Below are 22,405 nucleotides of genomic sequence, written 5' to 3'. Positions count from 1 at the left end.
GCGCTCCAGAATTGCACAACGCCCCGCCGCAAGGCCAGAAGCCCCGCCCCTGCCGGGACCATCGTCACCCCGTGACGCGGCCGTCCGCGACGCTCACCACGTCGTCGAAGGCGGTGAGGTCGGCGCGGCGGTGGGTGACCACCACGACCGTGCGCTCCCCGGCCGCGCGCAGGGCCGTCGCCAGCACCGCGTCCGCCGCCTGCGGGTCGAGGCCCTCGGTGGGCTCGTCCAGCAGCAGCACCGGCGGCGGGTCGACCAGGGCCCGGGCCAGCAGCAACCGCTGGCGCTGCCCGCCGGAGAGCCGCCCGCCGTCCTCCCCCACGAGCTCGTCCAGCCGGTCGCCGTAGCCGGGCAGCCCGGCCGCGGACAGGGCGGCCCGCAGGTCGGCGTCGGTGAAGCCGGACCGGCCGAGGGTGAGGTTCTCGCGCACGGTCGCGTGGAAGACGTACGCGTCGGCGAAGACCCCGCCGGCCACCTGCCAGGGCTCGGCCCCCGCCGGGCGGCCCTCGACCCGGCCGTCCCGCAGCGGCACCGCGCCCGCGATCGCGGACAGCAGCGTGGACTTCCCGGCGCCGCTCGGGCCGACGACGGCGACCCGGCGGCCGGCCGGCAGCACCAGGTCCACATCGGACAGTGCGTCGCGGCCGCCGTGCGGGTAGCGCACGCTCACGCCGTGCAGCCGGACCGAGACCGGGTCGCGCAACGCCCGCCGCTCCGGTGCGTCGGTCGCGCCCGCTGCGTCGGCCGCGCCCGGTGCGTCGGTCGCGTCCGGTGCGTCGGTCGCGTCCGGTGCGTCGGTCGCGTCTGCGTCCGGCGGCGCGCCCGCGGCCAGGAGCTCACGGACCCGGCTCAGGGCGCCGCGCACCTCGGCCTGGCGCGCGGCGGCCCCGGCCAGCGGCACGACCACCTCGCCCACGCTCAGCGCGACGAGCGCGAGCACCGGCGCGGCGGAGCCGGACACCAGCACGGCGACGGCCAGAGCGGCCGCGGCCGGCACGACCGTCGCGGCCGCCGACACGATGGCCCCGGCGGCCGCGGCGCGCGCCTCCAGCCGGGCCAGGCGCCGCGCGCGCTGGGCCGCGGTGGCCAGGGCGGCCGGCATGGCGCCGAAGGCGAGCAGCTCCGCGGCGCCGTGCGCGATGTCCACAGTGGAGCGGGTGACGTCGCCGCGCGCGGCGGCCAGCGCGGCGGCCGGGCGGGACAGGGCCCGGCCGAGCAGGGGCAGCAGCAGGCCGGCCACGAGCAGGGCGGCGGCCAGCACCAGCGCGGCCGGGGGCGAGACGACGGCGAAGGCGGCCACGGCGACGACACCGACGACGGCGGCGGTCGCGGCGGGCAGGACGGCCCGCAGCAGCAGGTCCTGCACGGCGTCCACATCGGACACCACCCGGCTGAGCGCGTCCCCGGCCGCCGGCGCCTCCGGGCGGGCGGCCAGGGCGGCGAAGGAGCGGGTGCGCAGCGACGCCAGGACGCGCAGCACCACGTCGTGGCCGGCCAGGCGCTCGGCGTACCGGATGCCGCCCTTGAGCAGCGCGAAGGCCCGCACGGCGGCGATGGCGACGGCCAGTGCGGCCAGCGGCGGCTGGTCGGCCGCCCGCACGATCATCCAGGTCGCGGTGCCGACCAGGCCGACCCCGGCGGCCTCCGTCAGCACGGCGAGGAGGCCGGCGAAGGCGAGCCGCAGCACCGCCGGCGGGCTGAGCATCACGCGGCCACCACCGGGCGGCTGGACTCGGTCAGGCGGCCGTCGACGGTGACCGTGCGCGTGGCGATCGGCAGCAGGGCCGGGCGGTGGGCCACCAGCAGCGCCGTGCGGCCGGCCGCCAGGCGGGCCGCCGAGGCCACCACCGCCGCCTCGCTGGCCGCGTCCAGGCGCGCCGTCGGCTCGTCGAGCAGCAGCAGCGACGCGTCCGTGCGCAGCCAGGCCCGCGCCATGGCCAGGCGCTGGCGCTGGCCGCTGGACAGGCCGTGCCGGGCGAGGTCGGTGTCGTAGCCGGACGGCAGCGCGCGCACGAAGCCGTCGGCCTCGGCGGCGCGCGCGGCCGCGACCACCGCGTCCAGGCTCGCCCCGGGCGCGCCGAGGCGGATGTTGTCGGCCACGGTGCCGGCGAACAGGTGCGGGCGCTGCGGCAGCCAGGCGAGCCGGGCACGCCAGGCCGCGAGGTCGAGCGTGGCGAGGTCCGCGCCGCCGGCCAGGACCCGGCCCGCGGTCGGCGTCGTGAAGCCCAGCAGCAGCGAAAGCAGCGTGGACTTGCCGCCGCCGCTCGGCCCGACCAGGGCCACCCGGTCGCCGGGCTCGATCGTCAGGCTCGCGTCGCGCAGGGCGAGGACGTCGCCGTAGCGGACCTCCACCCGCTGCAGCACCAGGGGCGCGCCGGCCGGTGGCAGCCGCGCCTCGGTGGTGGCCCGGCGGCCATCGAGGCCCGGCGCGTCGTGGAGCACGGCGTGGACCTCCGCGGAGGCCGCGAGCCCCTCCTGGCTGGCGTGGAACTTCGTGCCCAGGGCGCGCAGCGGCAGGTAGGCCTCGGGCGCGAGCAGCAGCACGGCCAGCGCGGCGCCGAGGGTGAGGCGGCCGTCCAGCAGCCGCAGCCCGACGGGCACGGCGACCAGCGCGACCGAGACGGTCGCGACCAGCTCCAGCACCAAAGCGGACAGGAACGCCAGGCGCAGGGTGCGCATGGTGGCGCGGCGGTACCCCTCCGCGTTCTCCCGCACCCGGCGCACGTACGCGCCCGCCCGCCCGTGCGCGCGCAGGGTCGCCAGGCCGCGCACGGTGTCGAGGAAGTGGCCGCCGAGCCGGGTGAGCTCGTGCCACTGGCGCTGGGTGCGGGCGCCGGTGGACCGGCCGACGAGGATGCCGAAGACGGGGATGAGCGGCAAGGTCAGGGCGACGGCGACCGCCGAGGCGACGTCGGTCACGGCGAGCCAGCCCAGGGTCGCGAGCGGGACGAACGCGGCGAGGAAGACCTGCGGCAGGTAGCCGGTGAGGTACCCGTCGAGGCCGTCGACCCCGCGACCGGCCAGGGTCGCGAGCTCCCCCGCGCGCTGCCCCGACAGCCAGGCGGGCCCGCGCCGCGCGGCCGCGTCGAGCAGCCGCTCGCGCAGGTGGGCCTTGACCTCGGCGGCGGCCCGCCCGGCGACGGCGCTCAGCGCGCCGGCGTGCAGCCCGCGCAGCAGCACCGCCACCGCGCCGACGACCAGCGCGGCGCGGTCGAGCCGCCCGCCGGCGGCCGCGGCGAGCAGGTTCGCGAGGCTGACCGCCTGCGCCACGACGAGCACCGCGGCGATCAGCGCCGAGCCGGCCAGCACCAGCACATAGCGCCGGACCGGCCCGAGCCGCAAAAGTCTTCTGTCCACGTGTCGCGCCGCCCTACCAGTACGGAGACGTCCGGCGCCGGAAGAGCCACCAGCAGGCGGCCTGCACGGCGACCAGCACCGGAAGCAGCGGCGCCGCCCCGAGTGTGAGCAGCCGCAGCGTGTCGTCGCCCGCGGCCGCGCCGTCGACGGTCACCGTCGCGCCCGGATCCAGCGTGGACGCTAGCACGCCCGGGAACAGCGCCGACGCGGCCGCGACGACGGGTAGGGCGCACGCCACAGCGGTCGCCGCGAACGCCGCCCCGGGGCGGGGCACCCACCCGGCGACGACCACGGCCGCCACGGCGACGAGCGCGAGCACGGTGCCGGCGGCCGGATTGCGGATGCCGGCCGGGGCCGCGAGCCACCAGCCGCCGAGCGCCAGCGCCGCGAGCCCGCCGGCGAGCAGGTGCAGGCCCGGGCGCCGCGGCCGGCCGAGCTTCCAGTGCAGGTACGCCGCCCCGTGCGCGAGCACCAGCAGCACATTGGCCGCGGCCGTGAGCCAGACCGCCGGATCGCCGAAGGGCTCGAGGCCGTGCACGTGGCCGTCGGCCCCGATCGGCACGCCGTGCAGCAGCACGCCGAACAGCAGTCCCCAGGCCGTCGCGAGGGTCAGCCCGGCCGCGGGGACGAGCACGTCGAAGCCGCCCCGCCGGCGGGCCCGGCCGCGCAGCTGGACGCCCGCGCTGAGCGCGACGAGCCCGAGCACGGCCGCGACGACGGCCGGGTACGCGGCGGTGAACAGCTCCCCCTCCAGCCGCGGGAACGCGGCGATGAGCACCCCGGCGACGCCGACCGCCCAGACCTCGTTGCCGAGGAACATCGGGCCGAGCGCGTTGAGGGCCTCGCGGCGCCGGTCGTCGCCGCGCAGGGTGGGCAGCAGCATGGCGACGCCCTGGTCGAGCCCGCCGAGCACGAAGTAGGCGACGGCCACCCCGCCCAGGATCAGGTACCACGCGGTGCTCATACGAGCACCTCCTGGCGCTGCTCGGCGGGCTCGGGCGCGAACGCCTCGCCCGGTGGTCGCGCCGCGGCCCGGGCCAGCAGCCACCAGTCGAGCAGCACCAGCGCCACGACGAGCGCGGTGAACCCGAGCGTGGAGGACCGCAGCGCGCCCGCGCTCATCGGGGACACGGCGTCGGCGGTGCGCAGCAGGCCGTACACCGCCCACGGCTGGCGCCCCTCCTCCCGCACGAACCAGCCGGCGACCGCGGTGAGCATCGGCACCGGGACGAGCGCGGTGAGCAGCCACGACATCGGCCGGGCCCAGCGGCGGTGGATCAGCGTGTCGCGGAAGGTGAGCGCCTGCGCCACGGCGAGGACGAGGAACAGCAGGTTGGCGATCTGGATCATGAGGCCGAGCGCGACCCCGACGTTGCCGCTGACGAGGTAGTCGCCCGGGCCGAACCGCTGCACCAGCTCGGCCTGGCGCTCGAGCGCGGCCTCGCCGCGGCCGGCCATCTTCATCGGCTGGCTGGCGTCGATCCAGCCGAACTGGGCGTAGCCGAAGCCGATGGTGAGGAAGGTGCCGATCAGCCCGACCCGGATGCCCAGCCGCAGCGAGCGGCGGAACAGCTCGAAGTCGTCCGTCTTCGACCGGCGCAGGCGCCAGGCCGAGACGCCGGCCACGAGCACGCCCCCGGCGATCATGGTCGCCGAGACCGCGTGGGCCAGGGCGAACCACAGGGCGCTGTTGGTGAGCAGGGCGCCGAAGTCCGTCAGCCGGGCGGTGCCGTGCTCGTCCAGGGCGTAGCCGACCGGGTGCTGCAGGAACGCGTTGCTCACCAGCACCCAGAACGCGGACAGCAGCGCGGTCGCGGCGGTGCCCCAGATCAGCGCGAGGTGCAGCCGCTTGCCGAGCCGCCCCCAGCCGAAGATCCACATGCCGAGCAGCGTCGACTCGAGCACGAAGGCGATGAGCGTCTCCAGCGCGAGCGGGGCGCCGAACACGTCGCCGGTCAGGCGGGACAGGCCGCTCCAGTTGAGCCCGATCTCGAACTCCATGACGAGCCCGGTGGCGATGCCGACCGCGTAGTTGATCGCGTAGAGCTGGCCCCAGAAGCGGGCCATCCGGCCGTACACCTCCTGGCCCGTGACCGTGTAGCGCGTCTGCATGACGGCGACGAGCACCACCAGGCCGAGCGTGACCATGACGAACGTGAAGTGCAGCGATGCGGTGAGCCCGAACTGCGTCCGCGCGTACTCCAATGCGCTCATGCCGTGACCTCCGCAACGCTGCGGCCACGGCATGAAAAGCCCCGCACTCGCCGATGAGCGGCCACTCCGCTCCGCTCCGTACCGCTCATGCGTCGCCCCCCGACATGTACCCAAACGACATGTCGGCAGACTACACGTAGACAGGCACAAGAAAAAGCGCCCCCTCGATCACGAGGGGGCGCTGCTGAGAAGCGACTCAGGAAGCGGTGCGTCTCGATGCGACCCGGGCCAGCTCGACCAGGGCCTTGGCCCGGGCATACTCGGCCGGGGTGAACTCGGGGGCGAGCCGGCGGACGTAGAGCGTGCCACCGGCCGGGTCCTCCAGCTGCATGCCGGTGGCCGTGAAGCCGCCGGCGCCGGTGGAGCGCCAGGAGATGTCGCAGTCGCCGAGCAGGGCGGCCAGGGCCTCCTCCAGGCCGCAGCCGCCGTCGAGGACCTTGGTGGCCAGGGTGAGCACCCGGGTCGGCTCGTCGATCAGCCCGCGCACGTCGGCCGGCGCGATCCACGGGTCGCGGCCCCGGCCGCGCTGCACGGCGTCGGCGAGGGCCGCGGCCGTGAGGCCGTCGGGCGCCTCGACGAGGAAGTCGTCAACGGCACCGGACTCGGTGGTGTGCACCTGCACGGAGAGGATGTTGACCTTCCGCAGGGCCAGGCTCGCGGTGAGCACGGAGAGGAATCCCGGCCGGTCGTCGACCGTGGCCCGGATTCGCCAGAGCGCCGTCACCGCGAGGTTGTGCCGGCGGGAGCGGGGGTTCCGGCAACGGAACTCCCCGCCTCACCCGGTTCCGCCAAACCGGGCCCCGCCAGCCGTTCCCCCAGCACAGATGCGGTTGCACCGACCAGCTGCGCCAGCCGTTCCACCTCGGAACCGTGAAACGGTGGTGCTCCAGCGTCGCCGTCCGCCCCGCCGCGTCCGACAACAAGGACCAGACCTCCGCGCTGAAAAGGCGCGACAGCGAGATGGACGCCGTCAGCTGCGCTCAACGCACGGGGCCGGAGTGGTGCGATGTCCACCTGTGGGGGGACATCCGGAGCGCGCCAGCTCGCGCTGACCACCGAAGTGTCGGTCCAGGCCTGGGCGCGCGCGCCGCCGCCCGCCCAATCGGATCCGACCCTGATCGCCACCGCCCAGTCCGCGCCGAACAGTGCGGGAGCCGCGTCCACGACCGTCGCCAGGCCGTGCTCCGGGTTCGCCGCCACCTGTCCGATCAGCGCGACCTCGCGGCCGCTGCTCGGCTCCGAGAGCTCGGTGCCGCGCCACACACCGTCCAAGCGCACGCCTGGGATCGCCGCCAGTCCGGTGAGCACGCGGTCGACCGAGGCCGAAGCCGGCCATGCCACGGTGAAGTCGTCCACCGCACGGCCGCCGACCCGCTCCAGTACGACTACCGAAACGATGTCCGCGCCGACCACACCCAGCGTCCGGGCAACCTGCCCGAGTGAGCCGGGACGGTCGGGCAGCGCAACCCTCAGCCTGAGCAGCATGTGAGTCGACCTCCCGTTCGTCCTTGGGCCGAGGTGCACGCCGCCGTTGGTGTACGCCTTGCTCTCCCTTACTGCGACCAGGTTGCCTACCGCGAGTTTCCGCGCCGTTTCGCAGCGGTGTCGATGCCGGAACGTTTCCCCGGGCGTTTCCGCACTGCCAGTGCGGAATGATTCGTGACGAATCACCCCCGGTCGCTTGACAGAGAACGTGTCTCAACCCTGGACTGATCCGATGACCACCCCGCCCGGTCTCGACCTGCACCGCCTGCGGTCCTACCTGGACGAGCAGGCCCCCGGCCTGGTCGGCGCGCCGCTGTCCGCCGAGCTCGTGGCCGGCGGCCGGTCCAACCTGACCTACGTGCTCAACGAGGCCTTCGTCCTGCGCCGCCCGCCGCTGGGGCACGTGCTGGCCACCGCGCACGACATGGCCCGCGAGTTCCGGGTCATCTCCGCGCTGGGCCCCACCCCGGTGCCCGTGCCCGAGGCCCTGCTGCTGTGCGAGGACGACGCGGTCCTCGGCGCGCCGTTCTACCTCATGGCCCGGGTGCCCGGCGTGGTGCTGCGCCACCGCGCGCAGACCGACCCGCTCGGCGAGCCCAGCCGGCGCCAGGTCGCCTTCGCGATGATGGACACCCTCGCCGAGCTGCACCTCGTCGACCCGGCCGCCGCCGGGCTGGACGGGTTCGGCCGGCCCGAGGGCTTCCTGGAGCGCCAGGTCCGCCGCTGGAGCAAGCAGCTCGAGGGCTCCCGCAGCCGCGACCTGCCCGCGGCCGACACGCTGCGCGAGCGGCTCGCCGCGGCCATTCCGGCCAGCCCCCGCCCCGCGATCGTGCACGGCGACTACCGCCTCGACAACCTCATCGTCGACCCGGACACCCTGCGCGTGGCCGCCGTCCTGGACTGGGAGATGGCCACGATCGGCGACCCGCAGACGGACCTGGGGCTGCTGCTGGCGTACTGGAACGTGCTGGACCGCATCAAGACCGGCCGCAACCCGATCGCGGACGGCCTCGGCGCGGCGGCCGGGTTCCCCGGCGGCGACGAGCTGCTCGAGCGCTACGCGAGCCGCGCCCCGCTCAGCGACGACCTGCACTGGTACGTCGGCCTGGCCTGCTACAAGCTCGCCGTCGTGCTCGAGGGAATCCACTACCGGTACACGCGGGGGCAGACCGTCGGGGCGGGCTTCGACGAGATCGGCGACCTGGTTGCGCCCCTGCTCGAAGAGGGCATCGCAGCGATCAACGGAGAGAGCTGATGGACTTCGGTTTCGACCAACGCACGGCCGAGCTGCACGAGAAGCTCACGGACTTCATGAACGAGGAGGTGTACCCCGCGGAGCCCGTCCTGGAGCGTCAGCTGGCCGAGGCCGAGGACCCCTGGGCCCGCCCCGCGGTCATCGAGGAGCTCAAGCGCTCCGCCCGCGAGCGGGGCCTCTGGAACCTGTTCCTGCCCGACGCCGTCCACGGCGCGGGGCTGACGAACCTGCAGTACGCGCCGCTGGCCGAGATCACCGGCCGCAGCCCGAACCTGGCCCCGGAGGCGCTCAACTGCGCCGCCCCCGACACCGGCAACATGGAGGTGCTGGCCCAGTTCGGCTCGCCGCAGCAGCAGGACCGGTGGCTCAAGCCGCTGCTGGAGGGCCAGATCCGCTCGGCGTTCTGCATGACCGAGCCCGACGTCGCCTCCTCCGACGCCACCAACATCGCCACCCGCATCGAGCGCGACGGCGACGGCTACGTCATCAACGGCCGCAAGTGGTGGTCCTCGGGCGCGATGAACCCCAACTGCCAGATCCTCATCGTCATGGGCAAGACCGACCCGCAGGCCGAGCGGCACCGGCAGCAGAGCATGATCCTCGTACCGCGCGACACCCCCGGCATCACCGTCAGGCGCGGCATGCACGTCTTCGGCTACACCGACGCCGCCCACGGCGGGCACGCCGAGGTCGTCTTCGACGACGTGCGCGTCCCGGCCGACGCCCTCATCGCCGGCGAGGGCCAGGGCTTCGCGATCGCCCAGGCGCGGCTCGGCCCGGGCCGCATCCACCACTGCATGCGGCTCATCGGCATGGCCGAGCGCGCCCTGGAGCTGATGTGCACGCGGGTCAGCCGGCGGGTCGCCTTCGGCCGCCCGCTCGCCGAGCAGGGTGTCGTGCAGGAGTGGATCGCCGAGTCGCGGGTGCGCATCGAGCAGGCCCGCCTGCTGGTGCTCAAGACCGCCTGGCTCATGGACACCGTGGGCAACAAGGGCGCCCACACCGAGATCCAGTCCATCAAGATCGCGGTGCCGTCGATGGCGGAGTGGGTCATCGACAAGGCGATCCAGGCCCACGGCGCGGCCGGCGTCAGCCAGGACACCCCGCTGGCCGCGCTCTGGTCCGGCGCCCGCACCCTGCGCCTGGCCGACGGCCCCGACGAGGTGCACCGCGCCTCCCTCGCCCGGCGGGAGCTGCGCAAGTACAGCTGAGGCCGCGCCCGGCGCGTCATCGTCGAAGCCACCCACCGCCCGACAAGCGATCCTGCTTGTCGGGCGTTTCCGCTTGGGGCCGCAGCGCAGGCCGGCTCCCATCGGCTCTCGGCAGGCCACCTCCTGCCGAGGCCGCGGCGTCCCCGGCGGCGACGTGCCCACGCCCGGCGAGTCCGGATCCGAGGTGACCCCGGACCATCCGGGGCCCGAGCGGTCTTTTCTCGACACCGTGTCGGTATAGTTCCCGACACGGTGTCGGAAAAACTGCTCCCGCAGGAGGATGGATGTTTCTTGCACTGCGCGAACTTCGCTTCGCGCGCTGGCGGTTCGCGCTCATGGGCAGCGTCGTCGCCCTGATCGCGATCCTGGTGGTGCTGCTGTCCGGGCTCTCGTCGGGTCTGGTCAACGACGGCGTGTCCGGTCTTCAGCGGCTCCCGGTGACCGCCTTCGCCTTCGATCAGCACACCAAGCTCGACTCGGCGTTCTCCCGCAGCGTGGTCAACAGCCGGCAGGCCGATGCGTGGCGCCGGCAGCCCGGCGTGCTGGATGCCGCCCTGTTCGGCAACATGCTCGTCAACGCCCGCAGCGAACGGGGCGTCCCCATCGACCTGGCCCTCTTCGGCGTCGAGCCCGGCTCGTTCCTGGCACCCGCTGCGGCCGAGGGCACCGGGCTCGGCGGTCCGGACGGCATCGTAGTGTCCCAGACGGCCATCAAGGCCGGTCTGCGTCTCGGGGACACCGTCACCATCGACCGGATCGGCACCAGGCTGACCGTCGTCGGCGCCACCGGGGACCAGCGTACGTTCGGCCACGTCGACGTCGCGTATCTGCCCCTCGCGGCCTGGCAGCGCCTGCACCAGGGCGTCGGGCCCGGCGAGGAGCTCCGGGCCTCGGCGACCACCGAGGCCACCGCGGTTGCCATCCGGGCGGACAGGGATGTCGACCTCGCCGCCGGGGACGCGGCCGCCGGCACGACCAGCTTCCGCACAGCGGAGGCATACGGCGCCTCGCCCGGCTACACCGCCGAGACCTCGACCCTCAGGCTCATCCAGGTCTTCCTCTACGCCATCTCCGCCCTGGTGGTCGGCGCGTTCTTCACGGTCTGGACCATCAACCGCAGGCACGAGCTCGCGGTGCTGCGCGCGATGGGCGCCGCCCGGTCCTACCTGCTGCGCGACGGCCTGATCCAGGCCCTGGTGATCCTCGGTGCCGCGATCGGCGCGGGCGTGGCCGTCGGCGTCGGCCTCGGCGGCGCGATCAGCGGCGGTGCGGTGCCCTTCGCCATCGAAGCGCCCGCGGTGGCCGTCGCCGCCGTCCTGCTGGCCGTTCTCGGGCTGGCCGGTGCGGCCTGCGCCATCGTCCGGGTCGCGGCCATCGACCCGCTCACGGCACTGGGAGCACAGCGATGACCACGATCGACCGCACCGGCCTGGCCCTGTCGGGGGTGACGATGCGTCTCGGCGACGGCGATGCGTCGGTCACCGCACTGGACGAGGTGAGCCTGACCGTCGCCCCGGGCGAACTCGTGGCCGTGGTCGGCCCCTCGGGCGCGGGCAAGTCGAGCCTGCTCGCGGTCGCCGGCGCGTTGAGCACCCCCGACAGCGGGACCGTGACCATCGACGGGCACGACATCGTCGGCATGAGTGGCACAGCCCGCGCGGCGTACCGGCGCGACCACATCGGATTCGTGTTCCAGAGCGGCAACCTCCTGCCGGCGCTCACCGCGCTGGACCAGCTGCGGCTGGTCACCAAGCTCAGCCGCCGCCGGGCGGACGATCGCGATCCCGCCGAGCTCCTCGCGGACGTGGGGATGACGCACCGGGCCGACCGCCGGCCACACCAGCTCTCCGGCGGGGAACGGCAACGCGTCGGCATCGCCCGAGCCCTGGTCGGACAGCCCTCGCTGCTGCTGGTCGACGAACCCACGGCCGCGCTGGACCGGGCGCGCAGCCACGAGGTGGTGCGGCTGCTCGCTCGGGAGACGAAACGGTCCGCCGTCGCTACGGTTATGGTGACCCACGATCACGACGTGCTGGAACACTGCGACCGGGTGGTCGAGATGATCGACGGACGGCTGTCCACCGGCTGAGGACACGACGAGAGAGGGCCCGTGCCGCGCATCGACGCACCCACCATCGCTCAGCACCGGGCACAGCGCCGCCGGGCCCTCCTCGACGCCGCACGCGCCCTGCTGACCGAGGACCCGCACCGGATCCCGACCCTCGCCGCCGTCGCGACCCGGGCCGGGTTGCCCCGCTCATCGGTGTACGAGTACTTCCCGTCCCAACGGGACATCCTGCTCGAGCTGGTGCAGGAAATCCTGCCGAACTGGTCGCGCCGCGTCACCGCCGCGATCGCCGCCGCCGACAGCCCGGGAGAAAAGGTGCTGGCCTACGCCTCCGCGAACCTGCGCCTGGTCGCCGAAGGCGAACACGCCCTCGCCACCGCCCTGATCCAGTCGGTGCCGGGCGAGCAGGTCAGCGCCAGCACCCAGCACATGCACGAGCAGATGAGCCATCCACTGGCCGCCGCCCTCACCGACCTCGGCCTGCCCGACCCGTCCGTCACCGCCGGTCTGATCAGCTCGATCGTCTACACCGCCAGCCGCATGATCGAGGCGGGATCCGACGCGACCGCCATCGAGGCGCGGGTCCGCGAACTCCTCGCGCCCTTCCTGCTCGGCCACGCCGGCGCGGCGGCACCCCGCCGGCCTTCGACGGCGACGGACGACGCATGACCTCCCTCCCCGATGGGCAGCGGCCGACGGGGGCGCGAAGCAGAGACGGGCCGGCGCCCCGCACGGCGCCGGCCCGATTACCTCTTCCCGGGGGAAAGCTCAGGTCAGGGCGTGACCGGCGGGACCACCGGCTCGTAGGGCGCCGGCGGCTCGGCCGAGGCCGGCAGCTCGTCGGGCTCGTCGCTGAAGCGGTCGCTCGCGGCCTGGATGGCCTTCGGCGCCGAGGCCGCCACCGCCCAGCCCACCGCCACGCCACCCAGCGCCGCCACCGCGATCCAGCCCCACGGGGTGCGCGAACGCTGGCCCGACAGCGCGTCGAGGGCCAGGTTGGCCCGCTTCCACGCCTCGCTGGACACCGAGCTCACCCGGTCCGACGCCGAGCTGTAGCGGTCCGAGGCCTCGCCGGCCAGGTCGCCGGCCCGGTCCTTGAAGTCGTATGCGCGGTCCTTCACCGTGCCACCGAACGAGCGGGCGCTGTCGAGGGCCGAGACCAGGTGGTCCCAGGCCTCCTCGGCCACGCTCTCGGCGTGGCGCTTGCGCTGCTTCCACGCTTTGTTCATCGAAATCGCCACCTCCTCCGATGTCCTGCTGCCCGGAACCGGAGAACGGCAAACCCCTACGCGGAGGCGCGGCGGACCAGGTGCGTCTCGACCATCACCGAGGACGAGGCCGCGCCGCCGATGCGCGCGATGAGCAGCCGCGCCATCTCCCGCCCCATCGCCTCGACCGGCTGGTGCACGGTGGTCAGCGGCGGGTCGGTCTGCCGGGCGATCGCCACGTCGTCGAAGCCGACCAGGGCCACGTCGTCCGGCACCCGCTTGCCGATCGTGCGCAGCCCGCGCAGGGCGCCGACGGCCATCAGGTCGGAGGCGGCGAAGACCGCGTCGATCCCGGGGTCGGCCTCGAGCAGCTCGCGCACCGCGCGCTCGCCGCTGGCCTCGGAGAAGTCGCCGTACGCGATCAGCCGCTCGTCCACCGGGAGCCCCGCGCGCTCCAGTGCCTCGCGGTAGCCGGTCAGCCGGGACACACCCGCGGCCATGTCCTGCGGGCCGGCGATCGCGGCGATGCGCCGGCGCTGGCGGTCCAGCAGGTGCCCGACGGCGATGCGGGCGCCGCCCTCGTTGTCCGCGTCCACGTAGGAGAGCTGCGACAGCTGGGCGGTGAAGTTGAGCTGCTCGTCGTCGGCGAGCATCTGGGCCGGCCGGCCGCCGAGCACCACGGGCAGGCCGCGGCGCTCCAGCAGCAGCGGCAGCGGGTCGGCGTCGTGCAGGGAGAGCAGCATCACGCCGTCGACGTGCTGGTTGGTCAGGTGGTGCTCGACGCGCTCGCGCTCGGCCGGGGACTGGGCCATCGCCAGCCAGAGCTGCAGCTGGGTGTCGGCCAGGGCCGAGCTGATGCCGCGGACGATGCCGGCGAAGAAGGGCTCGCCGAAGACGCGCTCCTCCGACTCCGAGACGACCAGCGCGACCGAGTCGGTGCGCTGGGTGACGAGCGCGCGGGCGGCTCGGTTGGGCACGTACCCCAGCTCGTCGATCGCCTTCTGCACCGCCGCGCGGGCCTCGGGGCTCACCTGGGGCGAGCCGTTGACCACGCGCGAGACGGTGCCGCGGCCGACACCGGCGCGCAGGGCGACCTCGTCGAGCGTGGGCCGGCCGGCGGAGCGCGGGCGGCCCGGGGACGGGATGTTCACGCCTCATTGTGCGCACATCTCGTCATCGGGCCACCCGCCAGCCCCGCGATCTTTCACGAAATCGTCAGGATCACCTCAACGTCGGAGCCCTCGATGGCCGGCGGGATGACGCCATCGGGGTCGATCGACACCCCGTCGACGGTCAGCGAGCGGGTGTCGCCGCGGCGGACCGTGATGGTGTACGTCGCCCCGCGGAACCGGCGGACCGCCGTGAACCCGGGCCAGTCCGCCGGGATGACCGGGGCCACCCGCAGGCCGGCCAGCTCGGGACGAATGCCGAGAATCCACTGGGTGATGGCCGCGTAGTTCCACGCCGCCGTGCCGGTCAGCCAGGAGTTCTTGGCCTCGCCGTGGGTCGGCGCGTCCCGGCCGGCGATCATCTGCGCGTACACGTACGGCTCGCACCGGTGCACCTCGCTGATCGCCTCCCGGGCCGAGGGCAGGATCCGCTTGTAGTAGTCGAACGCCCCGTCGCCGTTGCCGACGATCGTCTCGGCGATCATGAGCCACGGGTTGGTGTGGCAGAAGATGCCGCCGTTCTCCTTGTACCCCGGCGGGTAGGAGGAGATCTCGCCGAGCTCCAGCCGGTAGGAGCTGTAGGCCGGCTGCTGCAGGACGATCCCGTGCGGGGTGGCGAGCCGCTCGCGCACGCTGGCCAGGGCCGCCGCCGCGGTGCCGTCCTCGACCCCGACGCCGCCCATCACGCACATGCCCTGCGGCTCGATGAAGATCTGGCCCTCGTCGTTGGAGGCCGAGCCGATGACGTTGCCGTGGAAGTCGTACGCCCGGCGGAACCAGGCCCCGTCCCAGCCGTGCTCGGCGATCGTGCCGGCCATCTTCTCGGCCGCGTCGAGGTACTCCTGGGCCGGCTGGCCCACGCACTGCGCGATCCCGGCGAGCTCCTTCGCGGCCAGCACGAACTGCCCGGCGATGAACACCGACTCGGCGACCCCACCGGTGGCGTTCTCGGTCGTCTGGAAGGGCTCCCCCGGCGTGTCGGAGAAGCAGTTGAGGTTCAGGCAGTCGTTCCAGTCGGCGCGCCCGATCAGCGGCAGGCCGTGCGGGCCGAGGCGGTCCAGGGTGTACCGCAGCGAGCGCTGCAGGTGCTCGTAGAGGGGCGTCTCGGAGCCCGGCTGGTTGTCGTAGGGCACCGGCGCGTCGAGGATCGACAGGTCGCCGGACTCCTTGAGGTAGGCCGCGACCCCGAGGATCAGCCACAGCGGGTCGTCGTTGAAGCCCGAGCCGATGTCGTTGTTCCCGCGCTTGGTCAGCGGCTGGTACTGGTGGTACGCCCCGCCGGTGGCCAGCTGGGTCGCGGCGATGTCGAGGATCCGCTCGCGGGCCCGCTCCGGGATCATGTGCACGAAGCCGAGCAGGTCCTGGTTGGAGTCGCGGAAGCCCATGCCGCGGCCGATGCCGGACTCGTAGAACGAGGTCGAGCGGCTCATGTTGAACGTGACCATGTTCTGGTACGCGTTCCAGATGTTGACCATCCGGTTCGTGTCACCGTCGGGCGTGTCCACCTGCAGGCCGCCGAGCAGCCGGTCCCAGTTCTCGCGCAGCGCGGCGAAGCCGGCGTCGACCGTCTCCTGCCGCAGCCAGCGCTCGATCACCGGGCGGACCGTCTGCTTGTTGACGGTCTGCGAGCCGGGCGGGTCGAACTTGGCGTCCTTCGGGTTCTCCCAGTAGCCGAGCACGAAGCCGATCTCGCGGGTCTCCCCCGGCTGCAGCGTGACGCGCACGTGGTGCGAGCCGTGCGGCTGCCAGCCGTGCGCCACCGAGTCCGACGAGCTGCCGCGCTCCACGGCGATCGGCCGGTCCCACGAGCGGTACGGGCCCAGGAAGGACTCGCGGGCCGTGTCGAAGCCGGCCAGCGGCTCGGAGCAGGCGAAGTAGGCGAAGTGGTCGCGGCGCTCGCGGTACTCCGTCTTGTGGTAGATGACCCCGTCGACGACCTCCACCTGGCCGGTGCTGAAGTTGCGCTGGAAGTTGGTGGCGTCGTCCTGGGCGTCCCAGAGGCAGAACTCGACCGAGGAGAAGACCGAGAGCTCGGCGGCGGTGTCGCGCTCGTTGGTCAGCCGCAGCCGCCACACCTCCAGCGTCTCGCCGAGCGGCACGAAGTACGTGACCCGCGCCTTGATGTCGCGGTAACCGGACGAGATCGTCGTGTAGGACAGCCCGTGGCGGCACTCGTAGTCGTCGAGCTCCGTCTGCGTCGGCTGCCAGGTCGGGGACCAGAACTCGCCGCTGTCCGCGTCGCGCAGGTACAGGTAGCGGCCGCCGAGGTCGAAGGGCGCGTTGTTGTACCGGTAGCGGGTGAGTCGGCGCAGCCGCGCGTCACGGTAGAACGAGTAGCCGCCGGCGGTGTTGGAGATGATGCCGAAGTACGCCTCGGTGCCCAGGTAGTTGATCCAGGGCAGCGGGGTGTCCGGCCGGTCGATCACGTACTCGCGACGTTCGTCGTCGAAGTGGCCGTAGCGCACGTTTTGCCTCCTAGCGTGCCCACAGGGGAAGCACAGTCTTAGGCCGACTCGCGCACCACGAGGTGCGTGTCGAGCACAGTCGAGTGGGCCGGCCCGCCGGCGATGCGGGCCAGCAGGAGCCTGGCCATCTCGCGACCCATGCCCTCCACCGGCTGGTGCACGGTGGTGAGCGGCGGCAGGGTCTGCCGGGCCACGGCGGAGTCCTCGAACCCGACCACGGCGACGTCCGCGGGAACGGCCCGGCCCTGCTCGCGCAGGGCTCGGATGGCTCCCACGGCCATCAGGTCGGAGGCGGCGAAGACGGCGTCGAGCCCCGGGTTGAGATGCAGCAGGCGGTTCATCGCTTCGGCGCCGCTCGCCTCGCTGAAGTCGCCGTATGCGACGAGACGGTCGTCGAACGGATGGGACGCGGCCCGCAGCGCCTCGCGATAGCCGCGCAGGCGGGCCTTGCCGACGCCCATGTCCTGCGGGCCGGCGATCGCCGCGATGCAGCGGCGTCCCAGTTTGAGCAGGTGCTCGACGGCCAGCCCGGCACCGCCCTCGTTGTCGTTGTCGACGAACGAGACGGTGTGCCCGTTGACCTGACCGTCGATGGTGCCCGTCTCGAGCATGTGCGCGGTGCGCCCGCCCAGGACGGTCGGCAGCCCGCGGCCGGCCAGCAGGCCGGGCAGCGGGTCGTCGTCGTGCAGCGACAGCAGCAGGACGCCGTCGACGTGCTGGTCGTTGAGGTGGCGCTCGACCAGCACGCGCTCGGCGACCGACTGCGCCATCGCGAGCCACAGCTGCATCTGGGTGTCGGCCAGGTGCGAGCTGACGCCGCGGACGATGCCGGCGAAGAACGGCTCGCCGAACACCCGCTCCTCGGACTCGGAGACCACGAGGGCCACGGAGTCGGTGCGGCGGGTGACGAGCGCCCGGGCGGCCCGGTTGGGCACGTAGCCGAGCGCGTCGATCGCCTTCTGCACCGCGGCCCGCGCCTCCGGGCTCACCTGGGGCGAGCCGTTGATGACCCGGGAGACGGTGCCGCGCCCGACACCGGCCAGGGCAGCGACCTCGTCAAGTGTCGGGCGGTGCACGCTACTCGGCCAGGCCGTTGCGCTTGATGACCTCGCGGTAGCGGTGCCCGCTGGTCTTCACCGTGCGCGTCTGTGTGTCGTAGTCGATGCCCACCAGGCCGAAGCGCTTGGTGTACCCCCATGCCCACTCGAAGTTGTCCAGCAGCGACCACGCGAAGTACCCCCGCAGCGGGGCCCCCTGCTCGATCGCGGCCAGGCCGGCGCGGAAGTGCGCGTCGAAGTACTCGGCCCGCTCGACGTCGTCGATCTCGCCGTCGGCGGTGCGGGTGTCGACGTAGGCCGCCCCGTTCTCGGTGACGTAGAGCGGGATCGCCGGGTAGTCCCGGGCGACCCGCACCAGGGTCTCGGTGAGCCCGGGCGCGTCGACCTCCCAGTTCATGTCGGTCACGGGCACGCCCGGCCGCTGGTGGAAGCGGACGTGCTCGCTGCCGGGCCAGGACGTGGGGGCCCGCCAGTAGGGCTCGGCGGGCGCGTCCGGGTCGGGCGCGCCGACCACGTGCCGGCTGTAGTAGTTCACGCCGAGCAGGTCCAGCGGTGCCGAGACGGTCCGCATGTCGCCGTCGTGCACGAAGCCGAAGTCGGTGACCTCGCGCAGGTCCTGCTGGACGTCGTCCGGGTAGGCACCGAGCAGTACCGGATCCAGGAACAGGCGGTTGGCCAGGCCGTCGATGCGCCGCACGGCGTCGCGGTCGGCCGCGGAGTCCGCGTCGGCCGGCGAGATCGCGTAGAGGTTCAGCGTGATGCCGAGCTGGGCGTCCGGGCCGTTCGCGCGGATCGCCTGCACCGCGAGGCCGTGGCCGAGCAGCAGGTGGTGCGTCGCGGCGAGCGCGTCCGGGGCGTGCTTGCGGCCCGGGGCGTGCACGCCGGAGGCGTAGCCCAGGAACGCCGAGCACCAGGGCTCGTTCAGCGTCGTCCAGTGCCGGACCCGGTCGCCGAGCGCGCCGTGCACCTGCGCGGCGTAGTCGGCGAACCGGGCGGCGGTGTCGCGGGCCGGCCAGCCGCCGGCGTCCTCGAGCTCCTGCGGGAGGTCCCAGTGGTACAGGGTGACCCACGGGGTGATCCCGCGCTCCAGCAGCTCGTCCACGAGCCGCCGGTAGAAGTCGAGGCCCTTGCTGTTCATCGACCCGCGGCCGCCCGGCTGCACGCGGGGCCACGCGATGGAGAACCGATAGGAGCCCAGCCCCAGGTCGGCCATCAGCGCGACGTCCTCGCGGTAGCGGTGATAGTGGTCGCACGCCACGTCGCCGGTGTCGCCGCCCTTCGTCCGCCCGGGGGTGTGGCTGAACGTGTCCCAGATGGAGGGTGTGCGGCCGTCCTCGGCGGCCGCCCCCTCGATCTGGTACGACGCGGTGGCCGCCCCCCAGAGGAATCCGGGTGGGAACGTCAGCGGGTCGATGTTGGTCACGCCTTGACCGAACCTTCCATGATGCCGCCGATGATCTGGCGGCCGAATGCGATGAACACGATGAGCAGCGGCACGATCGCCAGGGCTGTCCCGGTAAAGACTTGCACGTAGTCCGTCTTGTAGTAACCGGTGGCCAGAATGTTCAGCGAGACCTGGACGGTCGGCGTGTCACCGTTGAGCACCACGTAGGGCCAGAGGAAGTCGTTCCACGTCTCCATGAACGTCAGCAGGCCGAGGACGGCCGCGGCCGGGCGCAGCGCCGGGAGCACGACACTCCAGTATGTGCGCCACGTCGAGGCTCCGTCCATCCGCGCCGCCTCGATCAGCTCGTCGCTGATCGCCGACTCGGCGTACTGCCGGATCATGAACACGCCGAAGCCCTTGACCAGGAAGGGCACGATGACCGCCTGCAGCGTGTTGGTCCAGTCGAGCTTCACCATCAGCAGGTACAGCGGGATGATGTTGACCTGCGTCGGGATCATCATCGTCATGATGATGACGAGCAGCAGCGCGTTCTTGCCGCGGAACTTGAGCTTGGCGAACGCGAAGCCGGCCAGCGTCGAGAAGAACACCACCGACAGCGTCACGCAGCCGGCCACGATGGCCGAGTTGACCAGGCCGTAGACGAAGTTCGCGTCGGTGTTGTCCAGCACCCGCTGGGCGTTGGAGAAGAAGTTCCCGCCCGGCGTGAGCGGCGGCGGGATGTCCGTCACCGCGCTGTTGTCCCGCGACGCCACGATGAACGACCACACGATCGGGAAGATCGACAGCACGATCGTGAGGATCAGCGCGAGGTAGGTCAGCGGGCTCGCCTCCCACAGCGCCGCGGAGGCGCTGCGGACGCGGCCGGGGCGCTTCGGCGCCGGGGCCGGCCGGGTGACGGGCTTGGTCGGGGTCATGGTGCTCATTGCGTCTGCCCCCTCACCGAGCGGCGCACCAGCAGGAAGTTGACCAGGGCGAAAACCAGGATGATCAGGAACAGCAGCCAGGAGATCGCCGAGCCCCGGCCCACGTTGAAGTTGTTCGTGAACGTGGTCTCGTAGATGTACATCGCGACCGTCTGGAACTCGTTGAGCGAGCCGCCCTGGATGCGGCCGTAGTTGAACAGCAGCGGCTCGGTGAACAGCTGCATGCCGCCGATGGTCGAGATGATCACCGTGAACAGGATCGTCGGCTGGATGAGCGGCACCGTGATCCGCCAGAAGCGGCGGATGGCCGAGGCCCCGTCGAGGGAGGCCGACTCGTAGAGCTCCTTCGGGATCGCCTGCATCGCGGCGAGGTAGATCAGGGCGTTGTACCCCGTCCAGCGCCAGTCGACCATGAAGGCGATCGCGGTCCAGGAGGACCAGCGGTGGTTGCGCCACTCGACCGGGTCGAAGCCGACGCTCTGCAGCAGCCAGTTCGCCAGGCCGTAGCGGTCGGCGAAGATCAGGCCGAAGACGATGCCGACGGCGGCGACCGAGGTGATGTTCGGGATGAGCACGCCCATGCGGATCGCGGTGCGGGCGCGCATCTTCTTGTTCAGCCAGCTGGCGATCATCAGCGCGAAGATGAGCTGCGGCACGGTCGAGATGATGAACAGCCCGAACGTGTTGCCGATGACGGTCCAGAAGTGCTCGTCGGTGAGCACCTTCGTGTAGTTCTCGAACCCGACGAAGCCCTGGTCACCGCCGGTCAGCGTGTTCTTGCGCAGCGACAGCACCGCGGTGTAGACGAGCGGGTAGGCGCCGAAGACCGCGAAGAGCAGGAAGAACGGCGCTACGAAGAGGTACGGCGAGTACTTGATGTCCAGCCGGCCGAGGCGCAGCGAGCGCCGGGGCGTCGGCGGCACCGGGTCCCTCCGCCCGTGGCGAGGCCCGGCGACCTCGACATTGGTGGTCATTGGTGTGGTCCTTTACGCCTAAGCCCGGTCGCTGGCGAGCGGAGGTGGCGAGTTGCCGCCACCTCCGCCCGGTGTCGATCGGGGTTCCGATCAGCCCTCGGCCAGCGCCTTGCTGTCCTTGATGGCCTTGTCCCAGCCCGCCTGAGCGCTCAGCTTGCCCTGCTCAGCGGCCTGCATGGCCGGCTCGAACGCGTTCTCCCAGAGGGCCTGGTGCTTCGGGCCCAGGTAGATCGGCTTGAGGGTCTTGGCGGCGTCGACATAGATCTTGCCGACGGGAGCGTTGTTGAAGTAGTCGTTCGTCGCGCCGGCGATCTGCGGGTCGGCCAGGGCCGACTGCGACGACGGGAGCGGGCCCGCCTCCTTGAAGGCGTCGATGCCGCCCTGCTTGCCGGTCAGGAACTTGATGAGCTCGAACGCGGCCTTCTTGTTCTTGCTCTGCTCCGGGATCGCGAGGTACGAGCCACCCCAGTTGCCGCCGCCGCCGGGGATCGTGGCGATGTCCCACTTGCCCTTGGCGGCGTCGCCGGCGCGCTCCTTGATGACACCCGTGTACCACGGCGGGCACGGCACGGTCGCGAACGCGGAGTTCTTGAACGCGGCGTCCCAGTCGGTCGACCAGCGGGCCAGCTTCGCCGTCAGGCCCTTGGAGGCCATGTCCAGACCGAGGTCGTAGGCCTTCTTCACGACCGGGTTGGTGTCGCCGATGTACTTGTCACTCTTGTCGTAGAACCAGGTGTCGCTGTTCTGCATGATGTACGGCTGCATGACCGAGGTCGCCGAGTCGAGCCAGGTCGCCTTCAGGTTCTTGGACTTGAAGACCTCGCCCTGCTTGACGTAGTCGGCCCACGTCGGCCAGAGCTTGCTGACGGCGTCACGGTCGGTCGGCAGGCCGGCCTGCTGGAACAGGTCGCTGCGGTAGCACATGGCCAGCGGGCCGACGTCGGTGCCGAGACCGACGAGCTTCTTGCCGTCCGCGGTGAACGCGTTCTTCCACTTGAACGGCAGGTACTCGCTCTCCAGCGACGACGCGCCGAGGTCGAGCAGGTTGGCGAAGGGCTTGTTGTCCTTCAGGTACTGCAGGAGCATGCCCTCTTCGAGCATGACCACGTCGCTCGCGCCGCTGCCCGCCGAGAGCTGCTGGGCCAGCTTCGGCACGAAGTCCTTGGTCTGGCCCTCGTTCTTGATGTCCACCTTGATGTTCGGGTTGGCGGCCTCGAAATCCTTGACCGCCTGGGTGAACCCGGGCGTGCCGAAGTAGGACAGCGAGATCGTGACCGGGCCGCCGGTGCTGCCGTCGGATCCCGCGTCGTCCTTCTTGGCACTGCAGGCGCCCATGCCGAGGGCGAGCCCGACGGTCAGTGCGGCCGCGGCGACGGAGCGCATGCGGCGCGAGGTGAAACTCATCCTGACCCCTCTCTCAGGTCGTGATGGGTGGGTGTGGTGTGGGGGGTGTTGATGCGTACGGCGGCGGGCAGGGTGACGCCCCGCCGGCGGTTTGGCGGTCATGCGAGTTGATGTCTCCCACGGCTGCGGGGTGTGGCACCGGCCACAGCCGCGGGAGCGCTCCCATGAGACTGGACCGCGAACGACGGCGTGTCAATGGGGCAATG

General features: G+C 72.5%; 19 protein-coding genes. 5 read left to right on the top strand and 14 right to left on the bottom strand.

Going from position 1 to position 22,405, the window contains the following annotated elements; translation table 11 throughout:
* Positions 1-64: 64 nt before the first annotated feature.
* From cydC to ACQP2P_RS08265, 6 genes are all read right to left on the bottom strand, one after another.
* Positions 65-1,705 (bottom strand): thiol reductant ABC exporter subunit CydC, encoded by a 1,641-nt coding sequence (gene cydC, locus ACQP2P_RS08290; RefSeq protein ID WP_433619053.1) that lies wholly within the window; start codon positions 1,703-1,705, stop codon positions 65-67.
* Positions 1,705-3,357, bottom strand: coding sequence for a thiol reductant ABC exporter subunit CydD (gene cydD, locus ACQP2P_RS08285; RefSeq protein ID WP_433614381.1), 1,653 nt, complete (start codon positions 3,355-3,357; stop codon positions 1,705-1,707). The genes cydC and cydD overlap by 1 nt, the downstream gene beginning before the upstream one ends.
* Positions 3,358-3,370: 13 nt before the next feature.
* Entirely contained in the window at positions 3,371-4,321 is a 951-nt protein-coding gene (locus ACQP2P_RS08280) for a cytochrome d ubiquinol oxidase subunit II (protein ID WP_433614379.1), read from the bottom strand.
* Positions 4,318-5,571 carry a cytochrome ubiquinol oxidase subunit I gene (locus tag ACQP2P_RS08275; RefSeq protein ID WP_433614378.1) on the bottom strand — a complete coding sequence of 418 codons (1,254 nt, stop codon included), beginning with the start codon at positions 5,569-5,571 and terminating at the stop codon, positions 4,318-4,320. Before ACQP2P_RS08275 ends, ACQP2P_RS08280 begins: the two co-directional genes overlap by 4 nt.
* 196 nt (positions 5,572-5,767) lie before the next feature.
* Positions 5,768-6,295, bottom strand: a complete 528-nt coding sequence (locus tag ACQP2P_RS08270; protein WP_433614376.1) for an ACT domain-containing protein — start codon at positions 6,293-6,295, stop codon at positions 5,768-5,770.
* Positions 6,292-7,056: an amino acid-binding protein gene (locus ACQP2P_RS08265; RefSeq protein ID WP_433084727.1), complete on the bottom strand. Its 765-nt coding sequence runs from the start codon at positions 7,054-7,056 to the stop codon at positions 6,292-6,294. Before ACQP2P_RS08265 ends, ACQP2P_RS08270 begins: the two co-directional genes overlap by 4 nt.
* Positions 7,057-7,264: 208 nt before the next feature.
* On the opposite strand from ACQP2P_RS08265, the gene ACQP2P_RS08260 reads away from it, so the two are divergent.
* The 5 genes from ACQP2P_RS08260 to ACQP2P_RS08240 all read left to right on the top strand — a co-directional run bounded on the left by ACQP2P_RS08260 (position 7,265) and on the right by ACQP2P_RS08240 (position 12,259).
* Positions 7,265-8,311: a phosphotransferase family protein gene (locus tag ACQP2P_RS08260; protein WP_433614373.1), complete on the top strand. Its 1,047-nt coding sequence runs from the start codon at positions 7,265-7,267 to the stop codon at positions 8,309-8,311.
* The gene (locus ACQP2P_RS08255) at positions 8,311-9,522 is read left to right on the top strand and encodes an acyl-CoA dehydrogenase family protein (RefSeq protein ID WP_433614371.1); all 1,212 of its coding nucleotides are present in this window, start codon (positions 8,311-8,313) and stop codon (positions 9,520-9,522) included. The genes ACQP2P_RS08260 and ACQP2P_RS08255 overlap by 1 nt, the downstream gene beginning before the upstream one ends.
* 284 nt (positions 9,523-9,806) lie before the next feature.
* Positions 9,807-10,931, top strand: coding sequence for an FtsX-like permease family protein (locus ACQP2P_RS08250; RefSeq protein ID WP_433614369.1), 1,125 nt, complete (start codon positions 9,807-9,809; stop codon positions 10,929-10,931).
* Positions 10,928-11,611, top strand: coding sequence for an ABC transporter ATP-binding protein (locus ACQP2P_RS08245; protein ID WP_433614367.1), 684 nt, complete (start codon positions 10,928-10,930; stop codon positions 11,609-11,611). Before ACQP2P_RS08250 ends, ACQP2P_RS08245 begins: the two co-directional genes overlap by 4 nt.
* A gap of 21 nt (positions 11,612-11,632) precedes the next feature.
* On the top strand, positions 11,633-12,259 hold the full coding sequence (locus ACQP2P_RS08240) for a TetR/AcrR family transcriptional regulator (RefSeq protein WP_433614365.1): 627 nt from the start codon (positions 11,633-11,635) through the stop codon (positions 12,257-12,259).
* Between the two features lie 104 nt (positions 12,260-12,363).
* Here ACQP2P_RS08240 and ACQP2P_RS08235 read toward each other — a convergent pair whose 3' ends face one another.
* The 8 genes from ACQP2P_RS08235 to ACQP2P_RS08200 form a co-directional block, all read right to left on the bottom strand.
* The gene (locus tag ACQP2P_RS08235) at positions 12,364-12,819 is read right to left on the bottom strand and encodes a hypothetical protein (protein WP_433614364.1); all 456 of its coding nucleotides are present in this window, start codon (positions 12,817-12,819) and stop codon (positions 12,364-12,366) included.
* A 56-nt stretch (positions 12,820-12,875) separates the two neighbouring features.
* Positions 12,876-13,943 (bottom strand): LacI family DNA-binding transcriptional regulator, encoded by a 1,068-nt coding sequence (locus ACQP2P_RS08230; RefSeq protein WP_433619052.1) that lies wholly within the window; start codon positions 13,941-13,943, stop codon positions 12,876-12,878.
* A 59-nt stretch (positions 13,944-14,002) separates the two neighbouring features.
* Positions 14,003-16,432, bottom strand: a complete 2,430-nt coding sequence (locus ACQP2P_RS08225) for a GH36-type glycosyl hydrolase domain-containing protein (RefSeq protein WP_433614362.1) — start codon at positions 16,430-16,432, stop codon at positions 14,003-14,005.
* Positions 16,433-16,470: 38 nt separating this feature from the next.
* Positions 16,471-17,508 (bottom strand): LacI family DNA-binding transcriptional regulator, encoded by a 1,038-nt coding sequence (locus ACQP2P_RS08220; protein WP_433614360.1) that lies wholly within the window; start codon positions 17,506-17,508, stop codon positions 16,471-16,473.
* A gap of 1 nt (position 17,509) precedes the next feature.
* Entirely contained in the window at positions 17,510-18,913 is a 1,404-nt protein-coding gene (locus tag ACQP2P_RS08215) for a GH1 family beta-glucosidase (protein WP_433614358.1), read from the bottom strand.
* Complete coding sequence (locus tag ACQP2P_RS08210) at positions 18,910-19,821, bottom strand: carbohydrate ABC transporter permease (protein ID WP_433614356.1); 912 nt, start codon at positions 19,819-19,821, stop codon at positions 18,910-18,912. Before ACQP2P_RS08210 ends, ACQP2P_RS08215 begins: the two co-directional genes overlap by 4 nt.
* Positions 19,818-20,795 carry a carbohydrate ABC transporter permease gene (locus tag ACQP2P_RS08205; protein ID WP_433084706.1) on the bottom strand — a complete coding sequence of 326 codons (978 nt, stop codon included), beginning with the start codon at positions 20,793-20,795 and terminating at the stop codon, positions 19,818-19,820. Before ACQP2P_RS08205 ends, ACQP2P_RS08210 begins: the two co-directional genes overlap by 4 nt.
* Positions 20,796-20,885: 90 nt before the next feature.
* Positions 20,886-22,199, bottom strand: a complete 1,314-nt coding sequence (locus ACQP2P_RS08200; protein WP_433614354.1) for an extracellular solute-binding protein — start codon at positions 22,197-22,199, stop codon at positions 20,886-20,888.
* Positions 22,200-22,405: the final 206 nt, after the last annotated feature.

This window comes from Dactylosporangium sp. CA-139114 (assembly GCF_050955725.1).
Classification (GTDB): Bacteria; Actinomycetota; Actinomycetes; order Mycobacteriales; family Micromonosporaceae; genus Dactylosporangium.
The sequence above is the reverse complement of the archived record's forward strand: the minus strand, read 5'-3'. Positions and strand labels throughout refer to the sequence as shown.

Coding starts and splice junctions, on each gene's coding strand:
- ACQP2P_RS08250 (WP_433614369.1), top strand. CDS start 9,807: ATGTTTCTTGCACTGCGCGAACTTCGCTTCGCGCGCTGGCGGTTCGCG.
- ACQP2P_RS08265 (WP_433084727.1), bottom strand. CDS start 7,056: ATGCTGCTCAGGCTGAGGGTTGCGCTGCCCGACCGTCCCGGCTCACTC.
- ACQP2P_RS08235 (WP_433614364.1), bottom strand. CDS start 12,819: ATGAACAAAGCGTGGAAGCAGCGCAAGCGCCACGCCGAGAGCGTGGCC.
- ACQP2P_RS08245 (WP_433614367.1), top strand. CDS start 10,928: ATGACCACGATCGACCGCACCGGCCTGGCCCTGTCGGGGGTGACGATG.
- ACQP2P_RS08280 (WP_433614379.1), bottom strand. CDS start 4,321: ATGAGCACCGCGTGGTACCTGATCCTGGGCGGGGTGGCCGTCGCCTAC.
- ACQP2P_RS08205 (WP_433084706.1), bottom strand. CDS start 20,795: ATGACCACCAATGTCGAGGTCGCCGGGCCTCGCCACGGGCGGAGGGAC.
- ACQP2P_RS08200 (WP_433614354.1), bottom strand. CDS start 22,199: ATGAGTTTCACCTCGCGCCGCATGCGCTCCGTCGCCGCGGCCGCACTG.
- cydC (WP_433619053.1), bottom strand. CDS start 1,705: ATGCTCAGCCCGCCGGCGGTGCTGCGGCTCGCCTTCGCCGGCCTCCTC.
- ACQP2P_RS08255 (WP_433614371.1), top strand. CDS start 8,311: ATGGACTTCGGTTTCGACCAACGCACGGCCGAGCTGCACGAGAAGCTC.
- ACQP2P_RS08275 (WP_433614378.1), bottom strand. CDS start 5,571: ATGAGCGCATTGGAGTACGCGCGGACGCAGTTCGGGCTCACCGCATCG.
- ACQP2P_RS08210 (WP_433614356.1), bottom strand. CDS start 19,821: ATGAGCACCATGACCCCGACCAAGCCCGTCACCCGGCCGGCCCCGGCG.